Genomic DNA, 25,287 nt, shown 5'->3' with positions numbered 1-25,287 from the left:
GCGAGATACCTTTTTTCTTTAAAAAAGTGTGAACAATAAACCGATGATTGCAGCGCGGAATAAAAGAGCAACAAGTGCAGCAATGCCGCCCACAATAGCAGCGATTCCACCAGTCATAGTAGCTCCACGATTATAGGCATAAATACCTAGTAAAACAGAAACGAGTCCGAAGAGTGTAGGAAATGTAAAGAGTGATAATACAGCAAGGGCAAGTGCAATAAATCCTGCTGTAGATCCTGCTGTTTTGGATTTTACATCGTCTTTATCATCATAGTTGATACGCTGAGGAGCAACCTCTGCTGCGTATTCTTCTTTATAATCCTCTTCTTCAGTTCTACGTTGTTCATTAAATTTATCAGTCAAAATAATGTCTCCTTTCATAACAAGGTTCATTAGTAGTATGTATATCTTTTTCTTTTTTATCCGGCAAGAAATAGATAGCCACATTATCGCTTTATCGGGCTGAAGTGAAGGGGATTTATACTGTTTTTATATTGTAGGGTGAAGAAAGTTGATAATGGATCAGTGTTTTTTTTATGAATTGTAAAACTTGGTATGAGTTCCTCTATTTTGGAAAATATAAAAAAGAATTAAGAGGAAAAAGGTGGTTTAAATGATGGAACATCCAATTGAAAACTTAATGAAAACTGCAATGACAAATTTAAAAGAGATGGTTGATGTAAATACAATTGTCGGAAGCCCTGTTTCAACAGCGGACGGAAATGTTGTTTTAACTGTCTCAAAAGTTGCTTTTGGGTTTGGTGCAGGGGGAAGTGACTTTAAAGGAGAAACGTCTGTAGGAAAAAGTTTGGCAGGACAAGGACAACAAAAAGAGGTGAGACAAGGGCATCCGTTTGGAGGCGGAAGTGGTGCTGGAGTTTCAATCGACCCGGTTGCTTTTTTAGTAGTGGGATCTGGTGGTGTGCAAGTGTTACATTTACATAGTGGTACACACTTGATTGAAAAGGCTTTAAATACAGTTCCAAGTACTGTAGATAAGTTTGTAAACGGTCGTTAAAAAGTAAATTTGCATTTTTTAGGAATTATGATATATTAGAAAAAGTGTGTTTAAGGACGATAAATATAATTGAAAGTAAATATATATGATTAATGAAATAAGGGAGAGGTAGTTATGATTAACATCAAGGATTTTACTGTCGGCTTGTGTATGTTAGTAAGCGGATTTGTTGTGTATGTAGTAAAAGAAAAAGCTCCATTCTAAAAACAGACAAATCATGATGTCTGTTTTTGTTTTGTAAAAATAAATATTGACGGATTTGTTATTAAATGATAAAATAATATTTCGTGTCTCGGTTGCAGCTAGTATATATTGGATATTTCTTATAAATGTAACATGAAAAGTTTGCGAAAGATCGGGTAATTTTATCAACAACTTTTGTGAACAGACCCTAAAAGTTACACTTATAAGCTTATACACATACTAGTGTATCAGGAGCGGTCAGAGGAACCGTGTTGATGAGAGAGAGGTAGGGCTTTCATCCAGTATATGTTACTTTCCCGTTAGGTGAATATAAAAAAGAGAAGTCTCCTTTTTCATAAGGGGGCTTCTCTTTTTGTATAAGGTACATACAATAGACACGATATTTTATAGTCTACTTTCAACTTGTTGACAAATTTCATCCGTTGTTAAGCCGCTTGCTTCAATTACAGAACCTTTCGTAGCTACATTACTAATTCCCATTACGTTAGAATCTTGCCCAGTTACGACACAACAATCACATCCTTGCGCGTCATTTTCAGAGCGTAGTGAAATTACTTCATATCCTTTTTGTTGTAATGCTTGTTGAACATCTGTTAAAGAATTTTCAACACCGATTTTCGCCATAATTTTCACCTCCTACCATCTAGTAATATGCTCTATTTTCCAGGTAATATTTATATTTTTAAGAAAAAGGTGGTAGGGAAATGGCTTATTCACTATTTATGGATAGTAAAATCCCCCGCCTCAAAATTCAAAGAAAACAAAGAGGTGGGGGATAATAGTTCATAAAAGCCCGGTTAGAGGAGAAGGGAGAAAAACACTTAATATATTAGTCGTTATACACACCTGTAAGCATTTGACTAACGAACTGATCATTTAATCGATCTTGAGTAGAATCATCATTTGATTGAATGTCAATCGAGGCAGTGAAGTTGTTATTCTGTTCTTCATTTGGATGCACCTCTACGTAATTGTTAAATTTACACAAACCTTTCGTATCCATTAAATCAAATAGTTGTAACATTTCTACTACCTCTTGTCTCGTTCCTTTAATTTGTACACATGCCATATTATTTTCCTCCTTCATTTGACAATTCGTTTTTTTTAAATAGGATTATGAAAGTTACATGAAAAATATGATTGTTATTTTTATACAATGTTATTTTGCTTTTTCCCCCCTTATCAATCAAAAGTTGTTTTTATTCTCGAATATACGAAATCGGACGTCCGTTTATTGAATACAATAGATTCGCATCATTTGACAAAAATCCTTCTTCTAAGCAAATATTTTTTATAGTGAAAAATGACGAAAAAAATTTTTTGACATTTTGTAAACGTTAACAATGTTGATAAATCAATATAAATAAGGATGTCCATAAATTTTAAAATTATAAATTTTCTAAAAATTAACTTGATTTATTTAAAAAGGAGAGTAAACTAGGAAACAATAAAAAATTCACAGAACATAGGAGGCGCTTTGAAGTGAATGAGCAATGGATTTTCTTAAATGGAGAATTTGTTCCAAAAGACGAAGCAAAAGTTTCAGTATATGACCATGGTTATCTATATGGCGATGGGGTGTTTGAAGGGATTCGTGTCTACAGTGGCAATGTCTTCAGGCTTAAAGAACATCTTATTCGTTTATACGAGTCCGCAAAATCCATTATGTTGGAAATTCCATATACGTTAGAAGAAGTGACAGCAATTGTTGTTGAGACGATTCGTCAAAATAAGCTATCTAATGGGTACATCCGTTTAGTAGTATCACGGGGAGCTGGGAATCTTGGACTAGATCCTGATTCTTGTTCGAAACCGAATGTGGTTGTAATTGCGGAACAGTTATCTTTATTTCCGTCTGAATATTACGAAAAAGGTATACCGGTTGTGACCGTTGCGACGCGTCGTAATCGTCCGGACGTATTAACACCACAAGTAAAGTCTTTAAACTATTTAAATAATATTTTAGTTCGAATTGAAGCGAAGCTTGCTGGTGTGCAAGAAGCACTTATGTTAAATGAACAAGGTTATGTTGCAGAAGGATCTGGCGATAATGTGTTTATTGTAAAAGGAAATAAATTAATTACACCACCAAGTTCTGCAGGAGCATTAGAAGGCATTACAAGAAACGCTATTTTGGAAATTGGAGAAAAGCTTGGATATGACGTAAGAGAAGAATTATTTACAAGACACGATGTATATGTAGCTGATGAAGTATTTTTAACAGGAACTGCAGCTGAAGTTATTGCAGTTACGACAGTTGATGGAAGAACGATTGGGTCTGGAAAAACGGGTCCACATACAAATCGTTTATTAGAAGAGTTTCGTAAATTAGTTGTAGAAGATGGAGAGAAAATTTACGAAGAAAATAAAGTTGGATGATAGAAGTATAATGAATTATAAATTTGTAAAGCGTTGATAGGGAGGAGTAGTTGATTGTGAAGCCTCACAGAGAGTCGGTGGTTGCTGCAAACCGATGGTTCACGTCGACGAACATCGCCCTTGAGTGCTAAGCTGAAGCAGTTGTCTAGGCTTAGACGGTAGCTCCGTTATTAGCTAGACTCATCCCTGAGTCACTGAGGCAAGAATTATTCTTGCGAAGAAGGGTGGTACCACGAAATCTTTCGTCCCTTCAGCACATAGCTGGAGTGTGGACGTAGGATTTTTTTATTGCATAAAACAATTTTAAAGGAGGTTTAAAAGAGAGATGTCTTCGAAAACGGAAGAGAAAATGGCAACTGGTGCACAGCTGTTGTTAGAAGCGTTAGAAAAGGAAGATGTGGAAGTTATTTTTGGTTATCCTGGAGGAGCTGTTCTGCCGCTATATGATGCGATTTACGATTGTGAAATTCCTCATATATTAACAAGGCATGAACAAGGAGCAATCCATGCAGCAGAAGGATATGCACGGGTTACCGGGAAACCAGGTGTTGTTATTGCGACAAGCGGTCCGGGTGCAACAAATGTAATTACCGGTCTTGCAGATGCAATGATTGATTCATTACCACTTGTTGTTTTTACAGGTCAAGTAGCTACAACGTTGATAGGAAGTGATGCTTTCCAAGAAGCAGATATTATGGGACTTACGATGCCGGTAACTAAGCATAATTATCAAGTGCGCAGGGCATCAGATTTACCAAGAATTATTAAAGAAGCATTTCATATTGCAAAAACAGGTCGACCAGGGCCGGTCGTTATTGATCTTCCGAAAAATATGGTAGTAGAAAAGGGAGAACGATGTAGCAATGTGCAAATGGATTTACCGGGATATCAACCAAATTATGAGCCGAATCTCTTGCAAATTAACAAGTTATTACAAGCAATTGATGTTGCAGAAAAACCATTAATTTTAGCTGGAGCCGGCGTATTGCATGCGAAAGCTACGCGAGAATTAACAGATTTTGCTCGAATGTATCGTATACCTGTGGTTCATACACTTCTTGGACTAGGTGGATTTCCGCCAAGTGATAAATTATTTCTAGGAATGGGAGGGATGCATGGTTCCTATACAGCGAATATGGCATTGTATGAGTGTGATTTACTCATAAATATCGGTGCAAGATTCGATGATCGTCTTACTGGGAATTTAGAGTATTTTGCAAAAGGTGCAACGGTCGCGCATATTGACATTGATCCAGCAGAGATTGGTAAAAACGTTCCTACAGAAATTCCGATCGTGGCTAGTGCAAAGCATGCTTTAGAGGCAATGCTCTCCTGTAAAAGAGGGAAAGAAAATCATAGTGCATGGCTATCGCTTTTAAAAAGCAGAAAAGAACAATATCCTTTTTCTTATGATCAAGGTGCTGAAGTAATTAAACCGCAAGCAGCAATTGATATGCTGCACGAAATTACAAAAGGAAAAGCAATTGTTACGACAGATGTTGGACAGCATCAAATGTGGGCTGCTCAATATTATCCGCTTGAGGATCCTGATAACTGGGTAACATCTGGGGGATTAGGCACAATGGGATTTGGATTTCCAGCTGCTATTGGTGCACAAATAGCAAAACCAAATGAATTGGTTGTAGCAATTGTTGGAGATGCTGGTTTTCAAATGACATTACAAGAACTGAGTGTATTGAAGGAACATTCTTTACCAGTTAAAGTTTTGATTTTAAATAATGAAGCGTTAGGGATGGTAAGACAGTGGCAAGATGAATTTTATAACCAAAGATATTCTCATTCTTTGCTCCCTTGTCAGCCTGATTTTGTAGCACTTGCAAAAGCGTATGGCATAAAAGGGATACGCATTGAAAATCCATTATTAGCAAAGGACCAGTTAGAAGAAGCGATTGCTTTGCAAGAGCCTGTTGTCATTGATTGCAGGGTACTGCAGTCTGAAAAAGTTATGCCGATGGTTGCTCCAGGAAAAGGTGTTCACCAAATGGAGGGGGTGGAAAAGCGATGAAAAGGATTGTTACGGCAACCGTTCGAAATCAAAGCGGGGTTTTAAATCGAATTACGGGTGTGATGACCAGGAGACATTTTAATATTGAAAGTATTTCTGTTGGACATACAGAGTCGTCTGATATTTCACGAATGACATTTGTTGTTCATGTTGAAAACGAACAACAAGTGGAGCAGCTAATAAAACAGCTCCATAAACAAATTGATGTGTTGAAAGTATCCGATATTACAGAAGAAGCGATGATTGCAAGGGAACTAGCTCTTATTAAAGTAGCGACAACAAGTGTATCGAGAGCAGAATTATATAGTTTGATTGAACCGTTCCGAGCCGCTGTAATAGACGTTGGGAAGGATTCCATTGTTGTACAAGTAACGGGTACACAGGAAAAAGTAGAAGCTCTCATAGAGCTAATGCGCCCATACGGTTTAAAAGAAATTGCAAGAACAGGTGTTACTGCATTTACGCGTAGTATGAAAAAACAAGATAAACAAATTATGTTAATTCATTAATCATTTTAATATAGGGGGAGAAAGAATATGGCAAAAGTTTATTATGAGAAAGATGTAGCGGTAAATGTATTAAAGGGGAAGAAAGTAGCAATTGTTGGATATGGATCACAAGGTCACGCTCATGCGCAAAACTTACGTGACAATGGTTTTGAAGTAGTAGTTGGACTTCGAAAAGGAAAGTCATGGGAGAAGGCGAAAGAGGATGGTTTTGCTGTATATTCAGTGGCGGAAGCTGCAAAATCTGCGGATGTAGTAATGATTCTTCTGCCTGATGAACTACAGCCAGAAGTGTATGAAGCAGAAATTGAACCGAATTTACAAGCTGGAAATTCATTGGTGTTTGCACATGGATTTAACGTTCATTTTAATCAAGTTACACCACCAGAAAATGTAGACGTATTTCTAGTAGCGCCAAAAGGACCGGGACATTTAGTACGTCGCACTTTTGCTGAAGGTGGAGCGGTCCCAGCGTTATTTGCTGTATACCAAGACGCAACAGGAACAGCTACTGAAAAAGCATTATCTTATGCAGATGGCATTGGAGCAACAAGGGCTGGGGTATTAGAAACTACATTTAAAGAAGAAACAGAAACGGATCTATTTGGAGAACAAGCTGTACTTTGTGGAGGTGTTACTGCACTTGTAAAGGCAGGATTTGAAACATTAGTAGATGCTGGTTATCAGCCGGAACTCGCATATTTTGAATGTTTACATGAACTAAAGCTCATTGTTGATCTTATGTATGAAGGTGGACTTGAAAATATGAGATATTCTGTTTCTGATACGGCGCAGTGGGGAGATTTTGTATCAGGACCACGCGTTGTAACAGAACATACGAAAAAAGCGATGGGTGAAGTATTAAAAGAAATTCAAGATGGTACATTTGCAAGAGGATGGATTGCAGAGCATAAAGCAGGAAAACCACATTTCTATGCAACGAACGCACAAGAAAATGAACATCAAATTGAAGTTGTTGGACGTAAATTACGTGAAATGATGCCGTTTGTACAACCGAAAGTAAAGGTGGAGGTTAAATAATATGAAACAGATTTTGTTCATGGATACGACGCTTCGTGATGGCGAACAATCACCCGGAGTCAATTTGAATGAACAAGAAAAGTTACAGATTGCCAGGCAGTTAGAAAAACTCGGGATCAATGTGATGGAAGCAGGATTTGCAGCAGCTTCTGAAGGTGATTTCCGCTCAGTAAAACGCATTGCGGAAACGATTCAAAATGCTTCCGTTATGAGTCTGGCAAGGGCGAAGGAAAGTGATATTCAGAGAGCGTATGAAGCATTGAAAAATGCAGCATCTCCGCGATTACACGTCTTTTTGGCAACGAGTGATATTCATATGAAATATAAGCTGTGTATGTCAAAGGAGGATGTGTTAGATAGTATTCATCGCTCTGTAACTTTAGGGAAATCTTTATTTCCTACAGTACAATTTTCGGCAGAAGATGCAACGAGAACGGCTCATGCTTTTTTAGCAGAAGCTGTGGAAGTTGCGATTCGTGCTGGAGCGGATGTTATTAATATTCCTGATACAGTAGGTTATACAAATCCAGAAGAATATTATTCTCTTTTTAAATATTTACAAGAATATGTTCCGTCTTATGAAAAAACTATTTTCTCTTGTCATTGTCACGATGATCTTGGTATGGCAGTAGCGAATTCATTGGCGGCGATTGAAGGCGGGGCATTGCAAGTAGAGGGGACGATAAATGGGATTGGAGAGCGTGCAGGTAATGCTGCTTTGGAAGAAGTAGCAGTAGCTTTGCACATTAGAAAAGACTATTATGAAGCTGAGTCTGCTATAACACTAAAAGAGATTAAAGCAACAAGTACATTAGTAAGTCGTTTAACGGGTATGATCATTCCGAAAAATAAGGCAATTGTGGGAGCAAATGCATTTGCGCATGAATCAGGTATTCATCAAGATGGTGTATTAAAAGAAGTAACGACATATGAAATTATTGAACCAGAACTAATTGGTGAAGCGCAAAATTTATTTGTACTTGGAAAACATTCTGGTCGCCATGCTTTTACTGAAAAGATGAAGGAACTCGGTTATGAGTTTACGGAAGAAGAGCGAGATATAGCATTCAGCGCATTTAAGAGATTAGCAGATCGTAAAAAAGAGATTACAGAAGAAGATTTACGCGCATTAGTACTAGGAGAAACTGCATTTTCAACACAGCAGTATAATATTAAACAACTACAAGTACATTTTGTATCAAACAGTACACAATGTGCAACGGTTGCACTAGCGGATGAGGAAGGGAATGTGTACGAAGATGCAGCAACAGGAGCAGGGAGTATTGAAGCGATTTATAATGCAATTCAAAGAATTTTAGGACTTGAGTGTGAGTTAGCTGATTATCGTATTCAATCCATTACACAAGGGCAGGATGCACTCGCTCATGTGCATGTTGAATTGAAAGAAGGAACCCATCAAGTTTCAGGTTTCGGTGTTGCACAAGATGTATTAGAGGCATCAGCTAGAGCCTATGTACATGCAGCGGGAAAACTAAAGGCTTTGTTGCTCCTTGCAAAGTAACGTTTTGATAAGTGGGGGAATATTCCCCTGCTTCATTTATATAAATTCAGAATAATCAGTAAATAAAAAAACAAAGGGGTGCTGATCGTTGGAAAAACGTATCGTTTGTTTAGCAGGTGACGGTGTTGGACCAGAAATTATGGAGAGTGCCAAGCAAGTGTTACACATGGTAGAAAGGTTATATGGTCATCATTTTTATTTACAAGATGAACAATTTGGAGGGGCGGCGATTGATTCGATTGGGCAACCATTGCCGTCAAGAACATTAGCAGCATGTTTAGCAAGTGATGCTGTATTATTAGGTTCGGTTGGTGGACCACGCTGGGACGAAGCGAAAGAAAGACCAGAAAAAGGATTGCTTGCACTGCGAAAAGGGCTTGGTGTATTTGCTAATGTTCGTCCCGTCACTGTAGATGCAGCGACTTCACATTTGTCACCACTAAAAGCAGCTGATGAGGTAGATTTTGTTGTCGTTCGTGAATTAACGGGTGGGATTTATTTCTCCTTCCCAAAAGAAAGAACAGAAGAGGTAGCGACAGATACGCTCACCTATCATCGTCATGAAATTGAGAGAATTGTTTCATATGCATTTCAATTGGCAAGTAAACGTCGTAAAAAAGTCACTTCTATTGATAAAGCAAATGTTTTAGAGTCGAGTAAACTTTGGAGGGAAGTAACAGAAAAAGTAGCGCTTCGCTATCCGAATGTTGAACTTGAACATATTTTAGTAGACGCAGCCGCGATGGAATTGATTCGTAATCCAGCTCGGTTTGATGTTATTGTAACAGAAAATTTATTTGGTGATATTTTAAGTGATGAAGCATCTGTATTAGCAGGATCGCTTGGAATGCTTCCATCAGCAAGCCATGCAGAGAATGGACCTTCGCTATATGAACCAATCCATGGATCAGCGCCAGATATTGCAGGGGAAAATAAAGTGAATCCAATTGCGATGATGCGTTCGGTTGCGATGATGCTTGGACAGTCATTTGAATTAACAAGAGAAGGGAATGCGATTGAAGCGGCGATTGTTGCAGTACTCCAATCTGGAAAATATACATCTGATATAGGCGGAAATGAAACAACAACTTCGTTTACAGAGGCTGTACTTCAAGAAATGGAAGAACAAGCGCTAGTTGGGAGAGGGAGATAATGGGGAAAAGATTACTAGATAAGTTGTGGGAAAGGCATGTTGTCGAGACAAATGAAAATGGATTAGATTTACTATATATTGATCTTCATCTTGTACATGAAGTGACATCACCGCAAGCCTTTGAAGGCTTGCGGCTTGCGAATCGGAATGTGAGAAGACCTGATTTAACGTTTGCAACGATGGATCATAATATTCCAACAAAGGATGTTTGGAACATTACAGATCGCATTGCAAAGCAACAATTAGATACACTTCGTAATAATTGTAAACAATTTAATGTTCCATTAGCGGATATTGATGATGAAGCGCAAGGAATTGTTCACGTTATTGGTCCGGAGCTTGGACTGACGCAGCCAGGAAAAACAATTGTATGTGGTGATAGCCATACGGCAACTCATGGAGCTTTTGGAGCACTGGCATTTGGAATTGGTACAAGTGAAGTGGAGCATGTATTAGCCACTCAAACATTATGGCAACGAAAACCAAAAGCGATGGGCATTGAATTGAAAGGAAAGTTACCAAAAGGTGTATATGCGAAAGATATTATTCTACACCTACTCGCTACATATGGGGTAGCATTTGGAACAGGATATGTAATGGAGTTTTACGGCAAAGCAATTACAGATATGGAAATGGAAGAGCGCATGACGCTTTGTAATATGGCGATTGAAGGTGGGGCAAAAGCGGGAATAATTGCACCGGATGAAAAGACATATACTTATGTAAAAGGACGTCAGTATGCACCGAAAGAGTTTGATTTGGTAGTAGAAAACTGGAGTGAACTTTATACAGATCAGGATGCGGTATACGATATTGTTTATTCAGTTGATGTTACAACGCTAGCACCATATGTAACGTGGGGAACAAATCCAAGTATGGGTATGCGCATTGACGAATGTTTACCAGAAACACGTGATGCAAATGATGAACGGGCTTTTGCTTATATGGGGCTTCAGTCAGGGCAAAGTGCATTTGAAATTCCGATCCAGCATGTATTTATTGGTTCCTGTACAAACTCTCGTTTATCGGATTTAGAAATTGCCGCAGCTATTGTAAAAGGAAAAAAAGTAAAAGAAGGAGTACGGGCACTTGTTGTACCAGGATCAAAACAAGTGAGGGAGGCAGCGATGAAAAAAGGACTGCACCGTATATTTGAAGAAGCAGGTTTTGAATGGAGAGAGCCTGGGTGTTCTATGTGTCTTGGAATGAATCCGGATCAAGTACCAGAAGGTGAACATTGTGCGTCAACCTCGAATCGTAATTTTGAAGGAAGACAAGGAAAAGGTGCAAGAACACACCTTGTAAGTCCAGCAATGGCTGCAGCCGCAGCACTTTATGGTCATTTTGTTGATGTGAGAAAGGAGAGTTATGATGGAGCCATTTCGTATTCATAAAGGAACTGTTGCTGTACTAATGAACGATAATATTGATACAGATCAAATCATTCCAAAACAATATTTGAAGAGGATTGAACGAACGGGTTTTGGGAAATTTTTATTTGATGAATGGCGTTATGAGGATGATAGGAAAGAGAATCCGAATTTTCCACTAAATGCAGCTGAGCGAAAAGGAGCAAGTATACTCATTACAGGTGAAAATTTTGGCTGTGGTTCATCAAGAGAGCATGCGCCATGGGCACTTGCTGACTATGGATTTCGTGTTATTATTGCCGGGGGATTTGCAGACATTTTTTATATGAATTGTACGAAAAATGGCATGCTGCCAATCGTTATGGAAAAAGAAATGCGTGAAAAACTAGCAGCTGTTGATCCAAGAGATGTCATAGAAGTTGATTTAGAGAATGAAGTGATTACAACTCCACTACATCGTTTTCATTTTACAATTGAGACGATGTGGAAAGAAAAGCTATTAAGTGGCTTAGATGAAATTGGAATCACGCTTCAATATGAACGAAAAATTCAAGAATATGAACAAAAAACAGCTCGCTAATTTTCTTAGCGAGCTGTCATAAAAAAATACATATAAGGCTATAATTGTGTTTACATTCTGAATTTTGTATTATATACTATGTGAAAACAAGAGGAGAAAGGGAGTAAGGATAATGTTTACATTACAACCTATCAATATGCTTACACAATTACATCATCATATATAAACCCTTGAACCTAGCGTGAACAACGTGTAGGTACAAGGGTTATTCCCGTTGTACCTACACTCTATGAAAGAGCCTTGTAGGTATTTTTTCTACAAGGCTCTTTTTATTTTGTTCGTGATTGCTTTGGTGGGCATACACTAGAATAGGAAGCTTGCTAATTAGAGTTTAAAGGAGTGTGAAGCGGTATGACAAAATGGAAACGAGCAAATCCAGATGGAACAAGAGATTATGTATTTGAGGAGTGCACGTTAATAGAAGAAGTTGAACAAAAATTACGACGTGCTTTTTTAGAAAGGGGATATGAGGAAATTCGAACACCCACGATTGAATTTTATGATGTTTTTGCTTTTCGTAATAGGCCTATAGATGAAGAGAAAATGTATAAATTTTTTGATCAACAAGGGCGCATTATCATTTTGCGACCTGATATGACAATTCCTCTAGCAAGGGTAATGGGAACGCTTCGAGAGGATTTGGCTTTGAAACTAACATATAGTGGGAATGTATTTCGGGCAAACGAATCACTATCTGGAAAATACAATGAAATCATCCAAACGGGTATTGAAATCATTGGGATTGATAATATACGTGCTGAAATTGAATGTATCATAAGTGCAATTCATGCTCTTCAAGCTGTAGGGATTCAGTCTTTTACAATAGAATTAGGGCAAGTGCAGTTATACAAGTGTATTGTTAAAAAGCTGTCATTTGGAGAAGAAGAGGAGTCGCTCTTACGTACGTATATTGAAAGTAAAAATTATGCGGAGCTATCCCGTTTTTTACAAGAAAAGAATTTAGATCGAAGTGATGAAACGGTACAGTTACTTGAAAGGTTACCAAGATTATTTGGGAAACTTGAAGTAATTGAAGAAGCGGAAAAGCTCGCTTCAAATCATGAAATGAAGCAAGCGATCGAACGGGTAAAAGAAATCTATAAAACGATTGAAAAATTAGGATATGGTTCGTATATATCGATTGATCTTGGGATGATTCAGCATTTGCATTATTATACAGGAGTTATTTTTAGAGGATATATATATGACATTGGGGGAGAAATTGTTAGTGGCGGAAGATACGATGAATTGCTTGGTAATTTTGGAGAGCCGATGCCAGCAGTTGGGTTAGCTGTACAAGTAAATCAAATTGTTCGGACATTACAAGAACAACAAAAACCGTTCAAACGAAAAAAATTAGATATGATTATTCATTATTCGTTAGATATGATAGCCGAAGCAGAAAGACTAGGTGGTTTACTTCAGAAAGATGGATGGAAAGTGGAACTATCTATGTTTGAGAATTTGCAAGATACATTTCAGTTTGCAAAGAAGAATGGGATTGTAACAGTGATTGAAGCGACTGGAAAAGCATTAGTAGAATATGTGTGGAAAGAAAAATGGGTAATACAAAAGGAAGGGGACACTTCATGCGTAACATTCAAATTGCGTTAACAAAGGGGAGACTTGAGAAACATGTCATTCCACTGTTTGAAAAAGTCGGGATCGATTGTTCGGAACTGCTGGATAAAGGAAGAAAGCTTGTATTTCAAAGCGCTAGTAGAAATGTTTCATTCATTCTAGTGAAAGCAGTAGATGTTGCAACTTATGTAGAGCATGGTGTTGCAGACATTGGTATTGTTGGAAAAGATATTTTAATGGAATACGAGAAAGATATATATGAAATGGTTGATTTAGAAGTAGGGTGTTGTAAGTTTTGTGTCGCCTCTATCCCAACATATAATCCGAAAGGTTATCGGAAAAAGAGAATTGCCACAAAGTATCCGCATATTACTTCCAACTATTTTCGTGATAAGGGAGAAGATGTAGAGATTATAAAAATAGAAGGTTCTGTGGAAATAGCTCCATTGCTCGGGTTAGCAGATGCAATTGTTGATATTGTAGAGACAGGAAAAACATTACAAGAAAATGGATTGATTATATTTGAAGAAATGTATTCAATATCTGCTCGAATGATTGTTAATAAAGCTGCTTTAAAAACAAAAAAAGACGAAATATTCGATATTATCCATAAAATGGAGTGTACAATTGCCTCAGGTAAATAAAAAGGGGGGATTATGATGGAGGTTATTTATAAGGACTATATGGAAGCGCTGAAGAAAATAAAGAAGCTAAGAGAACAGGCTAATATAATAGAAGAAACTGTGCAGTTACGTGTAAGAAAAATTGTTGAACAAGTGAGAAAAAGAAAAGACGAAGCACTAATTTCTTATACAAAGACTTTTGATGGTGTCGCAGTAACAAAGTTTCGTATTACAAAAGAAGAAATTGAACAAGCAAGTAAATATGTAGATTTTTCATTTCTAGAAGCATTGCAAGAAGCAAAGAAAAATATCATCTCATACCATGAAAAACAAAAAAGACAATCCTTTTTAGATTGTGAAAATGAAGGTGTGATTCGTGGTCAACTGATTAGACCATTGCAAACAGTTGGGGTATATGTACCAGGAGGAACGGCATCTTATCCATCATCTGTATTGATGAATGTATTACCTGCCAAAATTGCCGGCGTTCAGAAAATTATTATGGTTACACCACCAGGAAAAGAGGGGATAGATCCGCATATTTTAGTAGCGGCTGAAATTGCTGGTGTAGATGAAATTTATACAGTAGGCGGAGCGCAAGGGATTGCAGCATTGGCATTTGGGACGGAATCGATTCCGAAAGTTGATAAAATTGTTGGTCCTGGGAATATATATGTGGCTTTTGCAAAACGGGAAGTATTCGGAGCTGTTCATATCGATATGATTGCTGGACCATCTGAAATCGTTGTAATTGCTGACAAAACTGGGAATGCGTCTTTTATTGCAGCAGACCTATTATCTCAAGCTGAGCATGATGTGAGAGCAACAGCAATTTGTATTACAACTTGTGTAGACCTTGCTAACGAGATAGAAAGAGAGATACAGCAACAACTTCGGGCATTACCGAGAAGTGAAATAGCTCGTGAATCGATAGAAAGAAACGGAGCAATTCTAGTCGTTCCTTCGCTAGAGCAGGCGTTTCAATTGTCGAATGAGATAGCGCCGGAGCATTTAGAGTTACACATAAATGAACCGATGACTGCCTTAGGCTATATTAAGCATGCAGGTTCAATTTTTATTGGCCCATATGCTCCAGAACCGCTCGGGGATTATTTTGCAGGCCCCAATCATGTATTGCCAACAAGTGGCACAGCACGTTTCTTTTCGCCGTTATCAGTAGATGATTTTGTGAAAAAATCAAGTTTTGTATCGTATACGAAGGAAGCGTTACAAAACGTTCAGCATCATATTACAACGCTCGCGGATAAAGAAGGATTACATGCACATGCAAGAGCGATTCAAATTCGGTTTGAGGAGGAGAAATAATGCGTGAGGCAAATCAAGAGCGAGGAACGACAGAAACAAAAATTAAACTGAGTATACAACTAGATGAAAGTACAAACGTTTCGATTCAAACGGGTGTTGGTTTCTTTGATCATATGCTAACTTTGTTTGCAAAGCATGGGCGATTTGGTTTGCAAATTGAAGCGGAAGGTGATGTGTTTGTTGACGCTCATCATACTGTTGAAGATGTTGGTATTGTACTTGGGAATTGTTTGAAAGAAGCATTGCAAAATAAAGAGGGAATTAACCGCTATGGAGCGGCATATGTACCAATGGATGAGGCCTTAGGTTTTGTAGCAGTTGATATAAGCGGAAGATCTTATCTTGTCTTTCAAGGTGAATTGAAAAATCCTAAGTTAGGAGATTTTGATACTGAACTGACAGAGGAGTTTTTCAGAGCGGTTGCCCATGCTGCGAATATAACACTACATGCTCGCATTTTATATGGAAGTAATACCCACCACAAAATTGAAGCGATATTTAAAGCATTTGGACGTGCACTGCGCGAAGCAGTAGACAAAAATGACAAAATTGTTGGTGTAAACTCTACGAAAGGAATGTTGTAATTGATTGCGATTGTAGATTATGGAATGGGGAATATTCGCAGTGTTGAACAAGCATTAACACGTATTAGAGCTAAGCATATTGTAACCGATGATAAAGAGAGAATATTACAAAGTCACGGTGTGATTTTACCAGGAGTTGGAGCTTTTCCAAAAGCAATGATTGCCTTGCAGGAAAAAGGTCTTGTTTCAGTGATTCAAGAAATTGGAGCGCAAGAGAAACCACTTCTTGGAATTTGTTTAGGGATGCAACTTTTATTTGAAGAAAGTGAAGAAATTGAGAGAACAAAAGGGATAGGTTTGTTACCAGGAGTGATCCGAAAGCTGGAAGTTCCTTATAAAATACCGCATATGGGCTGGAATCAATTAAAGAAGAAGCGAGAAATTGAATTGTGGAATAAAGTAGAAGATGGTTCATTTGTGTATTACGTTCATTCCTATTATGCAGATTGTCCAAGTGAGGTTGTATGTGGAAGTAGTGACTATGAAATTGATATTCCAGGATTTGTTGCGAAAGGAAATATATTTGGAGCGCAGTTTCATCCTGAAAAAAGTGGTGATATCGGGATACAAATATTAAGGAATTTTAAAGGAGTGGTAGAATCATGGAAATCTTCCCAGCTATCGATTTAAAACAAGGACGATGTGTTAGGCTTTATCAAGGAGAATTTCAAAAGGAAACGGTTATGAATGAAAACCCAGTCGCTCAAGCGTTATTGTTTGAAAAGTTCGGAGCAAGAATGTTACACATTGTTGATTTAGATGGAGCTGTTGCTGGGCAATCTGTAAATTTATCTGTAATTGAAGACATATGTAAAGCTGTTCGTGTTCCAGTCCAAGTGGGAGGTGGAGTGCGGTCTCTTGCATCAATTGAAATGTTATTGTCGGTAGGAGTAGAAAAAGTTATTTTAGGAACGGCTGCATTGTATGATCGTCCTTTTTTAGAAGAAGCGGTTCGTTTATATGGGGAAAACATTATCGTTGGTATTGATGCGAAAAACGGTTACGTTGCCACAAGAGGTTGGTTAGATGTGTCTGAAATTTCTTATATTGACCTTGCGAAGGAAATGGAAAGTGTCGGTGTGAAAGCTATCGTTTTTACAGACATTGCAAAAGACGGTACGTTAGAGGGACCGAACTTTGAGCAATTGCAATTACTACAGAAGGCGGTAGCGATCCGTATTGTTGCTTCGGGCGGAGTATGTTCACTGCAAGATGTAAAGAAGTTGAATGATATGAATGTATACGGTGTAATCATTGGTAAGGCGTTATATGAAAAAACAATTAATTTAGAAGATGCATTGCAGGTGACGAAGATATGTTAACGAAGCGAATCATTCCTTGTTTAGACGTGAGAGCAGGTCGTGTTGTAAAGGGTGTGAATTTTGTGGGATTACAAGATGTCGGAGACCCTGTTGAAATAGCTGCTTTGTACAATAAAGCAGGTGCAGATGAAATTGTTTTTTTAGATATTACAGCGACGCATGAAGGTAGAAAAACAATTGTGGATGTTGTAGAGAGGGCGGCGTCAAAAGTGTTTATTCCACTTACAGTTGGAGGGGGGATTTCAACTGTCCAAGATATGTATACTTTGCTAAGAGCAGGCGCAGATAAAGTTTCGCTGAACTCAGCTGCGGTGCGAAATCCAAAGTTAATTGGGGAAGGTGCCGAACATTTTGGTTCGCAATGTATTGTGGTAGCGATGGATGCAAGGAAAGTAAAAGAAAATAAATGGAATATATATGTAAATGGTGGACGGATTGATACAGGTATCGATGCTGTACAGTGGGCAAAACAGGTGGAACAGTTAGGAGCAGGCGAAATTTTACTTACAAGTATGGATGCAGATGGAACAAAGGATGGTTATGATCTTAGTTTGACAGAAAAAATTTCTAAAACGGTTTCGGTTCCAGTAATTGCCTCAGGAGGGTGTGGAAGTGCCGAGCATATTGTAGAAGTATTTCAAAAAACGTCAGCAAATGCCGCTCTAGCAGCATCTATTTTTCATTACGGTGAATCTACTGTGCAAGAAGTAAAGCGAAAATTACGAGAAGCGAAAATTGAGGTGAGATTATGACGCCAGATTTTTCAAAAGGACTGTTGCCAGCTATTGTGGTGGAAGAAGGAACAAAAGAAATTTTAATGTTAGCTTATATGAATGAAGAAGCATATGAAAAGACGTTAGAAACGAAAAAAACATGGTTTTATTCACGCTCTCGGCAAGCGTTATGGAATAAAGGAGAAACGTCCGGGCACATGCAGTATGTTCAATCTCTTTATTTAGATTGTGATCAAGATTCAATTGTAATTATTGTGAAGCAAGTAGGACCAGCTTGTCACACAGGAGAGAAATCATGCTTTCATTATAAAATCATATAGGGGGACCTTGAGAATGGAAGATGTACTGAAGTCTTTATATGAAACTATTGGGCAGCGTAAAGAAAATCCAATTTCGGAATCATATACAAATTATTTGTTTACAAAAGGTGAAGATAAGATTTTAAAAAAAATAGGGGAAGAGTGTACAGAAGTCGTCATCGCTGCAAAAAATGATAATAAAGAAGAACTTATAAAAGAGATGGTTGATGTTATTTATCACTGCTTTGTTTTACTGGCTGCAAAAAATATTCCATTAGAAGATGTGTTAGAAGAAATGAAAGAGAGACAAGGGAAGCTCTCAAAAATAGGAGAGCGTAAAAAAATTGATACGTTATAAGGAGGAGAAACTATGAAAGTGGATTATCACCTTCATTTAGAGGAAGGCCCGTATTCAATACGGTGGTTGGCGAGAATAAATGAAGCGCTAGAATATTATCAACCGCTCAAAGAGAAAAAGAATTCTATTAAATGGCTCATGAAAACACAAGAACGCTTGCAAAAAAGAGTGCAGGAAGGGCCATTTACAGTAGAGTGGATTGATTTCTATTTAGAAGAAGCGCTGCGAAAAGGGATAAAAGAAGTCGGTATTGTTGATCATCTCTATCGCTTTTATGAGGCAAAGGAGTATTACGAGAAATATGTAGATATTAGTGAATCAAAGCTCGGGCGTTTGCAGAAAGAATGGTTAGATCAAGTGCGGGTAGCATCGATTTACGATTTTACAAAGGCGATCCAAGAGGCAAAGGAGCGCTGGAGAAAACGAGGAGTAGTACTGCGTCTTGGAATTGAGGCTGATTATTTTATTGGTGGCGAGCGAGAGCTAGAAAATTTATTGGCATTAGGAGATTGGGATTACGTGATAGGTTCTGTCCATTTTATTAATGGCTGGGGATTTGATAACCCTGATACGAAAGAATATTTTGAAAATCATGAGTTACATGCATTATATGATACGTTTTTTGCGACGGTCGAAAAAGCAATTCGTTCCAGGGTATTTGATATTGTAGCTCATCTTGATAATATAAAAGTGTTTAATTATCGATTAGATGAAAATGTGCAGGTTCCATATTACGAAAGAATTGCTAAGGTATTACTAGAAACAAATACAGCAACGGAGGTAAATGCTGGGTTATATTATCGTTATCCTGTTCGAGAAATGTGTCCAAGTCCGCTTTATTTACAAGTTTTAGCAAAGCATAAAGTACCAATCACTCTTTCATCAGATGCTCATTATCCAAATGATTTAGGAAATTATGCCGAGGAAAATGTGAAAACATTACGTAATCATGGTATCTCTCATGTAGCTACATTTGAAAAACGGGTGAGGAAGATGCAGCTGCTTGAAAAAGAATCAGCAACTGTTTCAAATTGAAAAATGATTTTGTGATGAAAACCTTTCTTTTTGTTCAAAATAAGAAAGAATGATAAAGGAGGGTTTTAAATGGCAAAACAAAATAACAAACAGAACATGAAAGTGACGAATCAAAGTTATACTTCTCAAACAAACGAGGAAGTCAACTCTGTAATCCAAGAACAAATTAGTGATACGGTAGCAGAAGGAACGATTGATGCAAAGCTTGGAAAACAATCTAGTGAAGAACAATAAGGAAAAGGGAGATCTCCATCTCCCTTTTTCTTATGAGAAAAAGTGTCAGTTTTTAGAACTGTAATCAAATTCCTTGGCTTTTTTAACTTAGATTTCTTACAATATAATATAAGGAAATTCCTATTTTTTAATAGAAGAGGTGCTTAGTAATGGCAAAAGTATTAGTAGCAGGAAATATTCCAAAAATCGGATTACAGTTATTACAAAATCATGAAATAGAAATGTATGACAAAGAAGAATTAATTAGTAGCGAAGAATTAGTAAAACGTGTGAAGGATAAAGACGCACTGCTAAGCTTACTTTCTACAAAGGTAACAAAAGAGGTAATTGATGCAGCACCTAATTTGGAAGTCATTGCTAATTATGGTGCGGGTTACGATAACATCGATTACATGTATGCAGCAGAAAAAGGAATTACAGTTACAAATACACCGAAAGTTTCAACAGAAGCAACGGCAGAATTAACATTTGCTCTTCTTTTAGCTGCGGCAAGACGAATTCCAGAAGGAGATACATTATGTCGTACAGTGGGATTTAATGGCTGGGCACCACTCTTTTTCCTTGGTCGAGAAGTATATGGAAAGACAATTGGAATTATCGGTCTTGGGGAAATTGGAAAAGCAGTTGCCAAACGTGCAAAAGCATTTGGAATGAATATTATTTACACAGGTCCAAATCGTAAGCTAGAGGCAGAAAACGAATTGGAAGCAACGTATGTAACGTTAGAAGAACTGTTACAAACAGCAGATTTTGTTACGATTAACTGTGCGTATAATCCAAGTCTCCATCATATGATTGATGAAGAACAATTTAAAATGATGAAGAAAACAGCATATATTGTAAATGCAGCGCGTGGTCCAATTATGAATGAACTAGCGCTTGCTCATGCGTTAGAGACAAATGAAATTGAAGGGGCGGCTCTTGATGTATTTGAGTTTGAACCGAAAATTACAGAGAGATTAAAGGGATTGAAAAATGTTGTCCTTACTCCGCATGTTGGAAATGCAACGTTTGAAACACGTGATGCCATGGCTGAAATGGCAGTACGTAACATTTTAGCTGTGTTAGAAGGAAAAGAAGCATTAACGCCTGTGAATCAAAAGGAATTAGTTACAAAATAAAGAGACACCTTCCGGCTTGGAAGGTGTCTCTTTATTTTTCTTTATTTGCTCGTTTTTTATGAGAAGGTCTTTGCCTAATAAATTGAGATAACATATACAAAATATAAAGTGGGATGGCAATGAACAGAAATACTGAAATATTGCCAAAGCTTGTTTTATACATTGTATAAATAATTCCGATTAAAAAGAGTGTAACAATAATACTGTATCGTGGAATTGGTACATCTTTTAAACTTGGGATACGAATACGACTTACCATTAAAAATGCAAACGTTACAAATACCGTAATGAGGACAATTTTTGGAATGGTATGTGAAAATAGTGTTAAGAAGGCAACGAGTCCTCCTGCTGCAGTAATAGGAACACCAGTGAAATACTTCATAGAAGTAGATGAAGGCGTTACATTGAAGCGCGCTAAGCGATATGCTCCGAACAGAGGGAATAGTCCTGCTATGTATAGTCCGATAATTCCATAATTGGAAAAGGAAGTGTAGTACATTAAAACTGCAGGCGCAGCTCCAAATGTTACAACATCTGCTAGTGAATCAAGTTCTTTCCCCATTTGTGAATCAACACGCAATAAACGAGCTAGCCGGCCATCAAGACTATCTAACATCATCCCGATTAGTACTAAAATAGCAGCTGGTTTATAATACCCTAAAGATGCATAGCCGATTGATAAAAATCCACTGTATAAATTTCCGAGCGTAAATAAGTTTGGAATTGCTGCTCTATACAAAATCTGATCCCTTGCTTTCTGTAATAAATTCTTAATTAGTGTATGAAAGTTTACTTTTTTTATCATAACATAAATTTCTTTCCACGTACGAAAAAATTCCCATTTCATGAAAGATTTCACGAATAGTTTATCCAGTGCTTAGCTTCTTTATTTCTATTGGACCTTTGAAGTGAGAAGCTGTATAAATCCATTTTGATTTTTCGTCATCTAAGCTGCGGCTATGAATAACAAAAGGTGGCCTGCACTCGCCTTCTCTCTTTGTTTTCACTTGGCGTGGGGCAGGAAAAGGAGCTGATCGCTTCTATACATGGTCGGATACTCTCTCCCACCTAAAAAGAAAGGGTTTCTATCAGTTTTTTGATTTTTAACATATAAAAATCACTGCTATGACAACAAAAACAGATCTCCACTCATTTTCTCCCTTTGTTTTCATTCGGCATGGGGCTAAAAAAGGAGCTGACCGCTTCTATGCATAGCCGGATGCGCTCTCCCACATAAAGATTGGGTTTTATGTCAGTTTTTAAATTTGTATTCATATAATAAAGTTACCATGTTTATGAAATGGTAAAGATTTAGCTAAGAAAGAAGCACCCTCAAATTGTTATCCGAGGGTGCTTTTAAGGTTATTCAAATTTAGTTATCATTGTTCCCGTTTTGTATTTATTGTTAGGATCAAATCGTAATAAATCTCCATAGATAAGTTTATCAGAATAATTTAATTCTGTTTTCGCTTTTTCAATATACGGCTGGCAAATCGTTGAATCAATCAGTTCACCTGTGCTTTTTTTATAGCACATATTTTTTGTATAAACATAATCGTTTGTTACGAAACTACCATCACGCATAATCATAAGTGTTTGTTCATTTTTGGTAAATAAATCAGTACCAAATTCAATAGATTGGTTTGTTTTGATACCAAGTAAATGAAGTAATGTTGGTTTTATATCGATTTGTCCAGATACTTTTGAAATGACTTTTCCTTCTTGACCAGGAACGTGAATAATAAGTGGTACACGTTGCAACTGCATCGAATCAAATGGAGTTATGGATTCCTTACCGAGAAATTGTGCCATAGCAGCATTATGATTTTCAGAAATTCCGTAATGATCTCCGTAAATAACAATAACTGAATTATCGTATAAACCCTCTTCTTTTAATCGATTGATAAATAGTTTAAGAGCTTCATCTGTATAACGAACGGTTGGGAAATAACGATTTAGTACACCGCTCTCAGAATTATACTCACTAATATATTGATCTTCTGGATTTAAAAGAAACGGGAAATGATTTGTTAATGTAATAAATTTTGTATAAAACGGTTTTGGTAAAGATTTAAGTTTTGAGATCGATTGTTCAAAGAACTCTTTATCTTTTAACCCCCAACCAACAGACATTTGTTCTGTTCCTATATAATCCTTTAAGTTAAAGTAACGATCGTATCCGAGTGCTGGATACATGATATCCCGATTCCAAAAGGTTTTATCATTCGAATGAAAGACGGCGGAATAGTATCCATATTTTTTTAACAACTCAGGAGTTGCTGTGTATTCATTGTTTGTATGTGTAAAGAATACAGAGCCACGGTCTAATGGATATAATGAATTTTCTACAATAAATTCAGCATCGGATGTTTTTCCTTGTCCAGTTTGATGATAAAAGTTATCGAAGTAATAACTATCTTTTATAAACTGATTTAAAAATGGAGTAATTTCTTTTCCGTTGATTTTTTTGTTGATAACAAAATTTTGTGTTGATTCCATTGAAATTAGAATGACATTTTTTCCTTTTGCAACTCCAAATAAGCTTTTATCAGCTTGTGTATCTTTTGAATTCACGTAGTTCTTAATTTCAGAAAAACCGTCTCCACTTGCGAATACACGCTCTGCAGAAGATTTAGATTGAAGTGTAATGTCAAATAGATGATACGTGTATAAACCTAGATTTTTCACAACGGTTTGACGATCAAAAGAACGTGAAAACAATTGTGGCTTATGAACGACCGAAACAATAATTTGTAATGCTAATAGAGCTGTTATACCACCAAAAAAGCTCCGTTTTTCAGAACGAGATAGTGGCGTGTTATCACAAAAGTTTGGGAACTTACGTGAAATAAACATTAGAATAATTGCATCCGCAAATAGAAGTAATGTTTTGTACGTAAATAGTTCTTTAATACTTGTTCCTAAATCAGCCATGTTATTGGTTTGGAATAGAACAGGGAATGTGACAAAGTCATTATAAAACCCATAAAACATCGCGTTTCCAAATAAAATAAATGACAGTAAAAAGCTGATTCCAATAATAATTCGATTTCGATATTTTGATGCTAATAAAGCTAGACCAAAAAATAAAAGCAATGAAGCAATTGGATTAAACAATAGCATCATTTCTTCGAAGAAGCTATCAATTTTAATATCAAAGGCTAGCTTGTACACAATATATGTTTTTATCCATAATAAAACGACTGCAACAAGTGCAAATCGTAATTTTGGAAACAAATGTTGTAGCATAATATACTCCTCTCCTACTATAAGTGACGGTTCTAGTGATTGTATTTCTAATGATAGAAGTTTCACTTTATATATACGAACAGTCGTTTATCTTTATGTACTATTATACGAAAACAAAATAGAATTGTGGATGATTTTTATAAGAATTGGTTAGAAAAAAAGAAAACGGAGACAATAACCATATCGCATTTTGATACGGAGGTTATGATGAAAAAGTTATTTTGTTTCATATGTAGTGGTTTTTTATTCTTTTCCACTCCTACAGTTTTTACTGCACAATATGATGCGCCGTTATTAGAAGATGCTCTTTATTCCGTTTTGTTTCCACAAATAAATGTAGCGATTCAGAAGCATTATGGGAAACAAAAACCGTATGAATGTCCGAAGATTGTTAGTTTAAAAAAATTGTATAGTGGTACATATTTATTTCAAGCTGTAATTGAAGTGACGAAATATGAAGCAGGCATAGGTGGGAAAGTGCTTCCGCCATTTGAAAAAATAAAAATTACGTTTGATAATGATGAAGGAGAATGGACTGTGAAAAAAATAGATATAAAGCGCTTGCCAAATGATACGAAATTAAATTGTAAAAAAACAATGTGAAAAATTGTTTGACAAATAATTTATTCGTTTGGTATTGTTAATACCAACATAAGATGTTTGAAAATTAAATAGACTTACCTCATCTACTCTCAAAGGTAGAGGCCGCGATAGGAAAGAGTAAGCTATGGGAGATTTAGTGGAATCCGTGATCATAGATTGAAAGGGACTATTGCCGAAATATAAGAGTGACCACGTCATTCATATATTGGGACTACATTGAATAAATGTAGTACTGTCATAAGATTTTATTTTATGGAGAGCTATTTGGAGATGTTGATGCGGTTTCTTATTTGAGAAGATAACAACTCGTTTATTTTTTCATGATACATTATTCCTAATAAGAAACGCGTGTGAACATTGTTCCGCGCGTTTTTTGTTTATCTAAAAACGCGCTGCAATGAATAGAAGAAGATTGGGGT

General features: G+C 36.9%; 28 protein-coding genes, 1 riboswitch and 1 other annotated feature. Of the genes, 23 read left to right on the top strand and 5 right to left on the bottom strand.

Annotated features, from left to right (window positions below):
- Positions 1-18 precede the first annotated feature (18 nt).
- On the bottom strand, positions 19-381 hold the full coding sequence (locus Y7E_RS0117835; protein ID WP_069302603.1) for an imidazole glycerol phosphate synthase: 363 nt from the start codon (positions 379-381) through the stop codon (positions 19-21).
- Positions 382-616: 235 nt separating this feature from the next.
- Between Y7E_RS0117835 and ytfJ the strand changes: the two genes are divergently transcribed.
- Together ytfJ and Y7E_RS30050 are read left to right on the top strand one after the other, a co-directional pair.
- Positions 617-1,018: a GerW family sporulation protein gene (gene ytfJ, locus Y7E_RS0117830; RefSeq protein ID WP_017152627.1), complete on the top strand. Its 402-nt coding sequence runs from the start codon at positions 617-619 to the stop codon at positions 1,016-1,018.
- 114 nt (positions 1,019-1,132) lie between these two features.
- A complete protein-coding gene (locus tag Y7E_RS30050) occupies positions 1,133-1,222 on the top strand; it encodes a hypothetical protein (RefSeq protein ID WP_017152626.1) in 90 nt (29 codons plus the stop codon).
- Between the two features lie 384 nt (positions 1,223-1,606).
- Here Y7E_RS30050 and Y7E_RS0117820 read toward each other — a convergent pair whose 3' ends face one another.
- On the bottom strand, positions 1,607-1,846 hold the full coding sequence (locus Y7E_RS0117820) for a YkuS family protein (protein WP_017152625.1): 240 nt from the start codon (positions 1,844-1,846) through the stop codon (positions 1,607-1,609).
- A gap of 205 nt (positions 1,847-2,051) precedes the next feature.
- Entirely contained in the window at positions 2,052-2,291 is a 240-nt protein-coding gene (locus tag Y7E_RS0117815; RefSeq protein WP_017152624.1) for a DUF3911 family protein, read from the bottom strand.
- 413 nt (positions 2,292-2,704) lie between these two features.
- On the opposite strand from Y7E_RS0117815, the gene ilvE reads away from it, so the two are divergent.
- From ilvE to Y7E_RS0117715, 20 genes are all read left to right on the top strand, one after another.
- Positions 2,705-3,601 (top strand): branched-chain-amino-acid transaminase, encoded by an 897-nt coding sequence (ilvE, locus tag Y7E_RS0117810; protein WP_017152623.1) that lies wholly within the window; start codon positions 2,705-2,707, stop codon positions 3,599-3,601.
- 24 nt (positions 3,602-3,625) lie between these two features.
- Positions 3,626-3,854, top strand: a binding site (T-box leader).
- 72 nt (positions 3,855-3,926) lie between these two features.
- Positions 3,927-5,627, top strand: coding sequence for an acetolactate synthase large subunit (gene ilvB / locus Y7E_RS0117805; protein ID WP_017152622.1), 1,701 nt, complete (start codon positions 3,927-3,929; stop codon positions 5,625-5,627).
- Positions 5,624-6,136: an acetolactate synthase small subunit gene (gene ilvN / locus Y7E_RS0117800; protein WP_016113993.1), complete on the top strand. Its 513-nt coding sequence runs from the start codon at positions 5,624-5,626 to the stop codon at positions 6,134-6,136. The genes ilvB and ilvN overlap by 4 nt, the downstream gene beginning before the upstream one ends.
- A 27-nt stretch (positions 6,137-6,163) precedes the next feature.
- A complete protein-coding gene (ilvC, locus tag Y7E_RS0117795) occupies positions 6,164-7,174 on the top strand; it encodes a ketol-acid reductoisomerase (RefSeq protein ID WP_017152621.1) in 1,011 nt (336 codons plus the stop codon).
- A gap of 1 nt (position 7,175) precedes the next feature.
- Positions 7,176-8,696: a 2-isopropylmalate synthase gene (locus Y7E_RS0117790; protein WP_017152620.1), complete on the top strand. Its 1,521-nt coding sequence runs from the start codon at positions 7,176-7,178 to the stop codon at positions 8,694-8,696.
- A gap of 88 nt (positions 8,697-8,784) precedes the next feature.
- Positions 8,785-9,849, top strand: coding sequence for a 3-isopropylmalate dehydrogenase (leuB, locus tag Y7E_RS0117785; RefSeq protein WP_017152619.1), 1,065 nt, complete (start codon positions 8,785-8,787; stop codon positions 9,847-9,849).
- The gene (leuC, locus tag Y7E_RS0117780) at positions 9,849-11,243 is read left to right on the top strand and encodes a 3-isopropylmalate dehydratase large subunit (protein WP_017152618.1); all 1,395 of its coding nucleotides are present in this window, start codon (positions 9,849-9,851) and stop codon (positions 11,241-11,243) included. The genes leuB and leuC overlap by 1 nt, the downstream gene beginning before the upstream one ends.
- Positions 11,221-11,799, top strand: coding sequence for a 3-isopropylmalate dehydratase small subunit (gene leuD, locus Y7E_RS0117775; RefSeq protein ID WP_017152617.1), 579 nt, complete (start codon positions 11,221-11,223; stop codon positions 11,797-11,799). Before leuC ends, leuD begins: the two co-directional genes overlap by 23 nt.
- A gap of 351 nt (positions 11,800-12,150) precedes the next feature.
- Positions 12,151-13,413: an ATP phosphoribosyltransferase regulatory subunit gene (gene hisZ, locus Y7E_RS0117770; protein ID WP_017152616.1), complete on the top strand. Its 1,263-nt coding sequence runs from the start codon at positions 12,151-12,153 to the stop codon at positions 13,411-13,413.
- Positions 13,389-14,024, top strand: a complete 636-nt coding sequence (gene hisG, locus Y7E_RS0117765) for an ATP phosphoribosyltransferase (RefSeq protein ID WP_017152615.1) — start codon at positions 13,389-13,391, stop codon at positions 14,022-14,024. The genes hisZ and hisG overlap by 25 nt, the downstream gene beginning before the upstream one ends.
- Before the next feature lie 15 nt (positions 14,025-14,039).
- Positions 14,040-15,329, top strand: coding sequence for a histidinol dehydrogenase (gene hisD / locus Y7E_RS0117760; protein WP_017152614.1), 1,290 nt, complete (start codon positions 14,040-14,042; stop codon positions 15,327-15,329).
- Complete coding sequence (gene hisB / locus Y7E_RS0117755) at positions 15,329-15,913, top strand: imidazoleglycerol-phosphate dehydratase HisB (RefSeq protein WP_017152613.1); 585 nt, start codon at positions 15,329-15,331, stop codon at positions 15,911-15,913. Before hisD ends, hisB begins: the two co-directional genes overlap by 1 nt.
- On the top strand, positions 15,914-16,543 hold the full coding sequence (gene hisH / locus Y7E_RS0117750) for an imidazole glycerol phosphate synthase subunit HisH (RefSeq protein ID WP_017152612.1): 630 nt from the start codon (positions 15,914-15,916) through the stop codon (positions 16,541-16,543).
- On the top strand, positions 16,516-17,235 hold the full coding sequence (gene hisA / locus Y7E_RS0117745) for a 1-(5-phosphoribosyl)-5-[(5-phosphoribosylamino)methylideneamino]imidazole-4-carboxamide isomerase (RefSeq protein ID WP_017152611.1): 720 nt from the start codon (positions 16,516-16,518) through the stop codon (positions 17,233-17,235). The genes hisH and hisA overlap by 28 nt, the downstream gene beginning before the upstream one ends.
- Positions 17,229-17,987: an imidazole glycerol phosphate synthase subunit HisF gene (hisF, locus tag Y7E_RS0117740; protein WP_017152610.1), complete on the top strand. Its 759-nt coding sequence runs from the start codon at positions 17,229-17,231 to the stop codon at positions 17,985-17,987. Before hisA ends, hisF begins: the two co-directional genes overlap by 7 nt.
- A complete protein-coding gene (gene hisI / locus Y7E_RS0117735) occupies positions 17,984-18,289 on the top strand; it encodes a phosphoribosyl-AMP cyclohydrolase (protein WP_017152609.1) in 306 nt (101 codons plus the stop codon). The genes hisF and hisI overlap by 4 nt, the downstream gene beginning before the upstream one ends.
- 13 nt (positions 18,290-18,302) lie before the next feature.
- Positions 18,303-18,626 carry a phosphoribosyl-ATP diphosphatase gene (gene hisE, locus Y7E_RS0117730; RefSeq protein WP_017152608.1) on the top strand — a complete coding sequence of 108 codons (324 nt, stop codon included), beginning with the start codon at positions 18,303-18,305 and terminating at the stop codon, positions 18,624-18,626.
- A 12-nt stretch (positions 18,627-18,638) separates the two neighbouring features.
- On the top strand, positions 18,639-19,661 hold the full coding sequence (locus tag Y7E_RS0117725; RefSeq protein WP_017152607.1) for a histidinol phosphate phosphatase domain-containing protein: 1,023 nt from the start codon (positions 18,639-18,641) through the stop codon (positions 19,659-19,661).
- 69 nt (positions 19,662-19,730) lie between these two features.
- Positions 19,731-19,895, top strand: coding sequence for a DUF4025 domain-containing protein (locus Y7E_RS31015; protein WP_017152606.1), 165 nt, complete (start codon positions 19,731-19,733; stop codon positions 19,893-19,895).
- Positions 19,896-20,044: 149 nt separating this feature from the next.
- Positions 20,045-21,016 (top strand): NAD(P)-dependent oxidoreductase, encoded by a 972-nt coding sequence (locus tag Y7E_RS0117715; RefSeq protein WP_017152605.1) that lies wholly within the window; start codon positions 20,045-20,047, stop codon positions 21,014-21,016.
- 31 nt (positions 21,017-21,047) lie between these two features.
- On the opposite strand, the gene pssA is transcribed toward Y7E_RS0117715, so the two are convergent.
- Both pssA and Y7E_RS0117705 read right to left on the bottom strand, forming a co-directional pair.
- Positions 21,048-21,755, bottom strand: a complete 708-nt coding sequence (gene pssA / locus Y7E_RS0117710; RefSeq protein ID WP_026049256.1) for a CDP-diacylglycerol--serine O-phosphatidyltransferase — start codon at positions 21,753-21,755, stop codon at positions 21,048-21,050.
- A gap of 623 nt (positions 21,756-22,378) precedes the next feature.
- A complete protein-coding gene (locus Y7E_RS0117705) occupies positions 22,379-24,265 on the bottom strand; it encodes an LTA synthase family protein (RefSeq protein WP_017152603.1) in 1,887 nt (628 codons plus the stop codon).
- 207 nt (positions 24,266-24,472) lie between these two features.
- On the opposite strand from Y7E_RS0117705, the gene Y7E_RS0117700 reads away from it, so the two are divergent.
- The gene (locus Y7E_RS0117700; protein WP_017152602.1) at positions 24,473-24,868 is read left to right on the top strand and encodes a DUF3888 domain-containing protein; all 396 of its coding nucleotides are present in this window, start codon (positions 24,473-24,475) and stop codon (positions 24,866-24,868) included.
- An 88-nt stretch (positions 24,869-24,956) separates the two neighbouring features.
- Positions 24,957-25,139: riboswitch (Lysine riboswitch) on the top strand.
- Positions 25,140-25,287: the final 148 nt, after the last annotated feature.

This window comes from Bacillus bingmayongensis, from assembly GCF_000299035.1.
In the GTDB taxonomy this organism is placed as follows: domain Bacteria; phylum Bacillota; class Bacilli; order Bacillales; family Bacillaceae_G; genus Bacillus_A; species Bacillus_A bingmayongensis.
The sequence above is the reverse complement of the archived record's forward strand: the minus strand, read 5'-3'. Positions and strand labels throughout refer to the sequence as shown.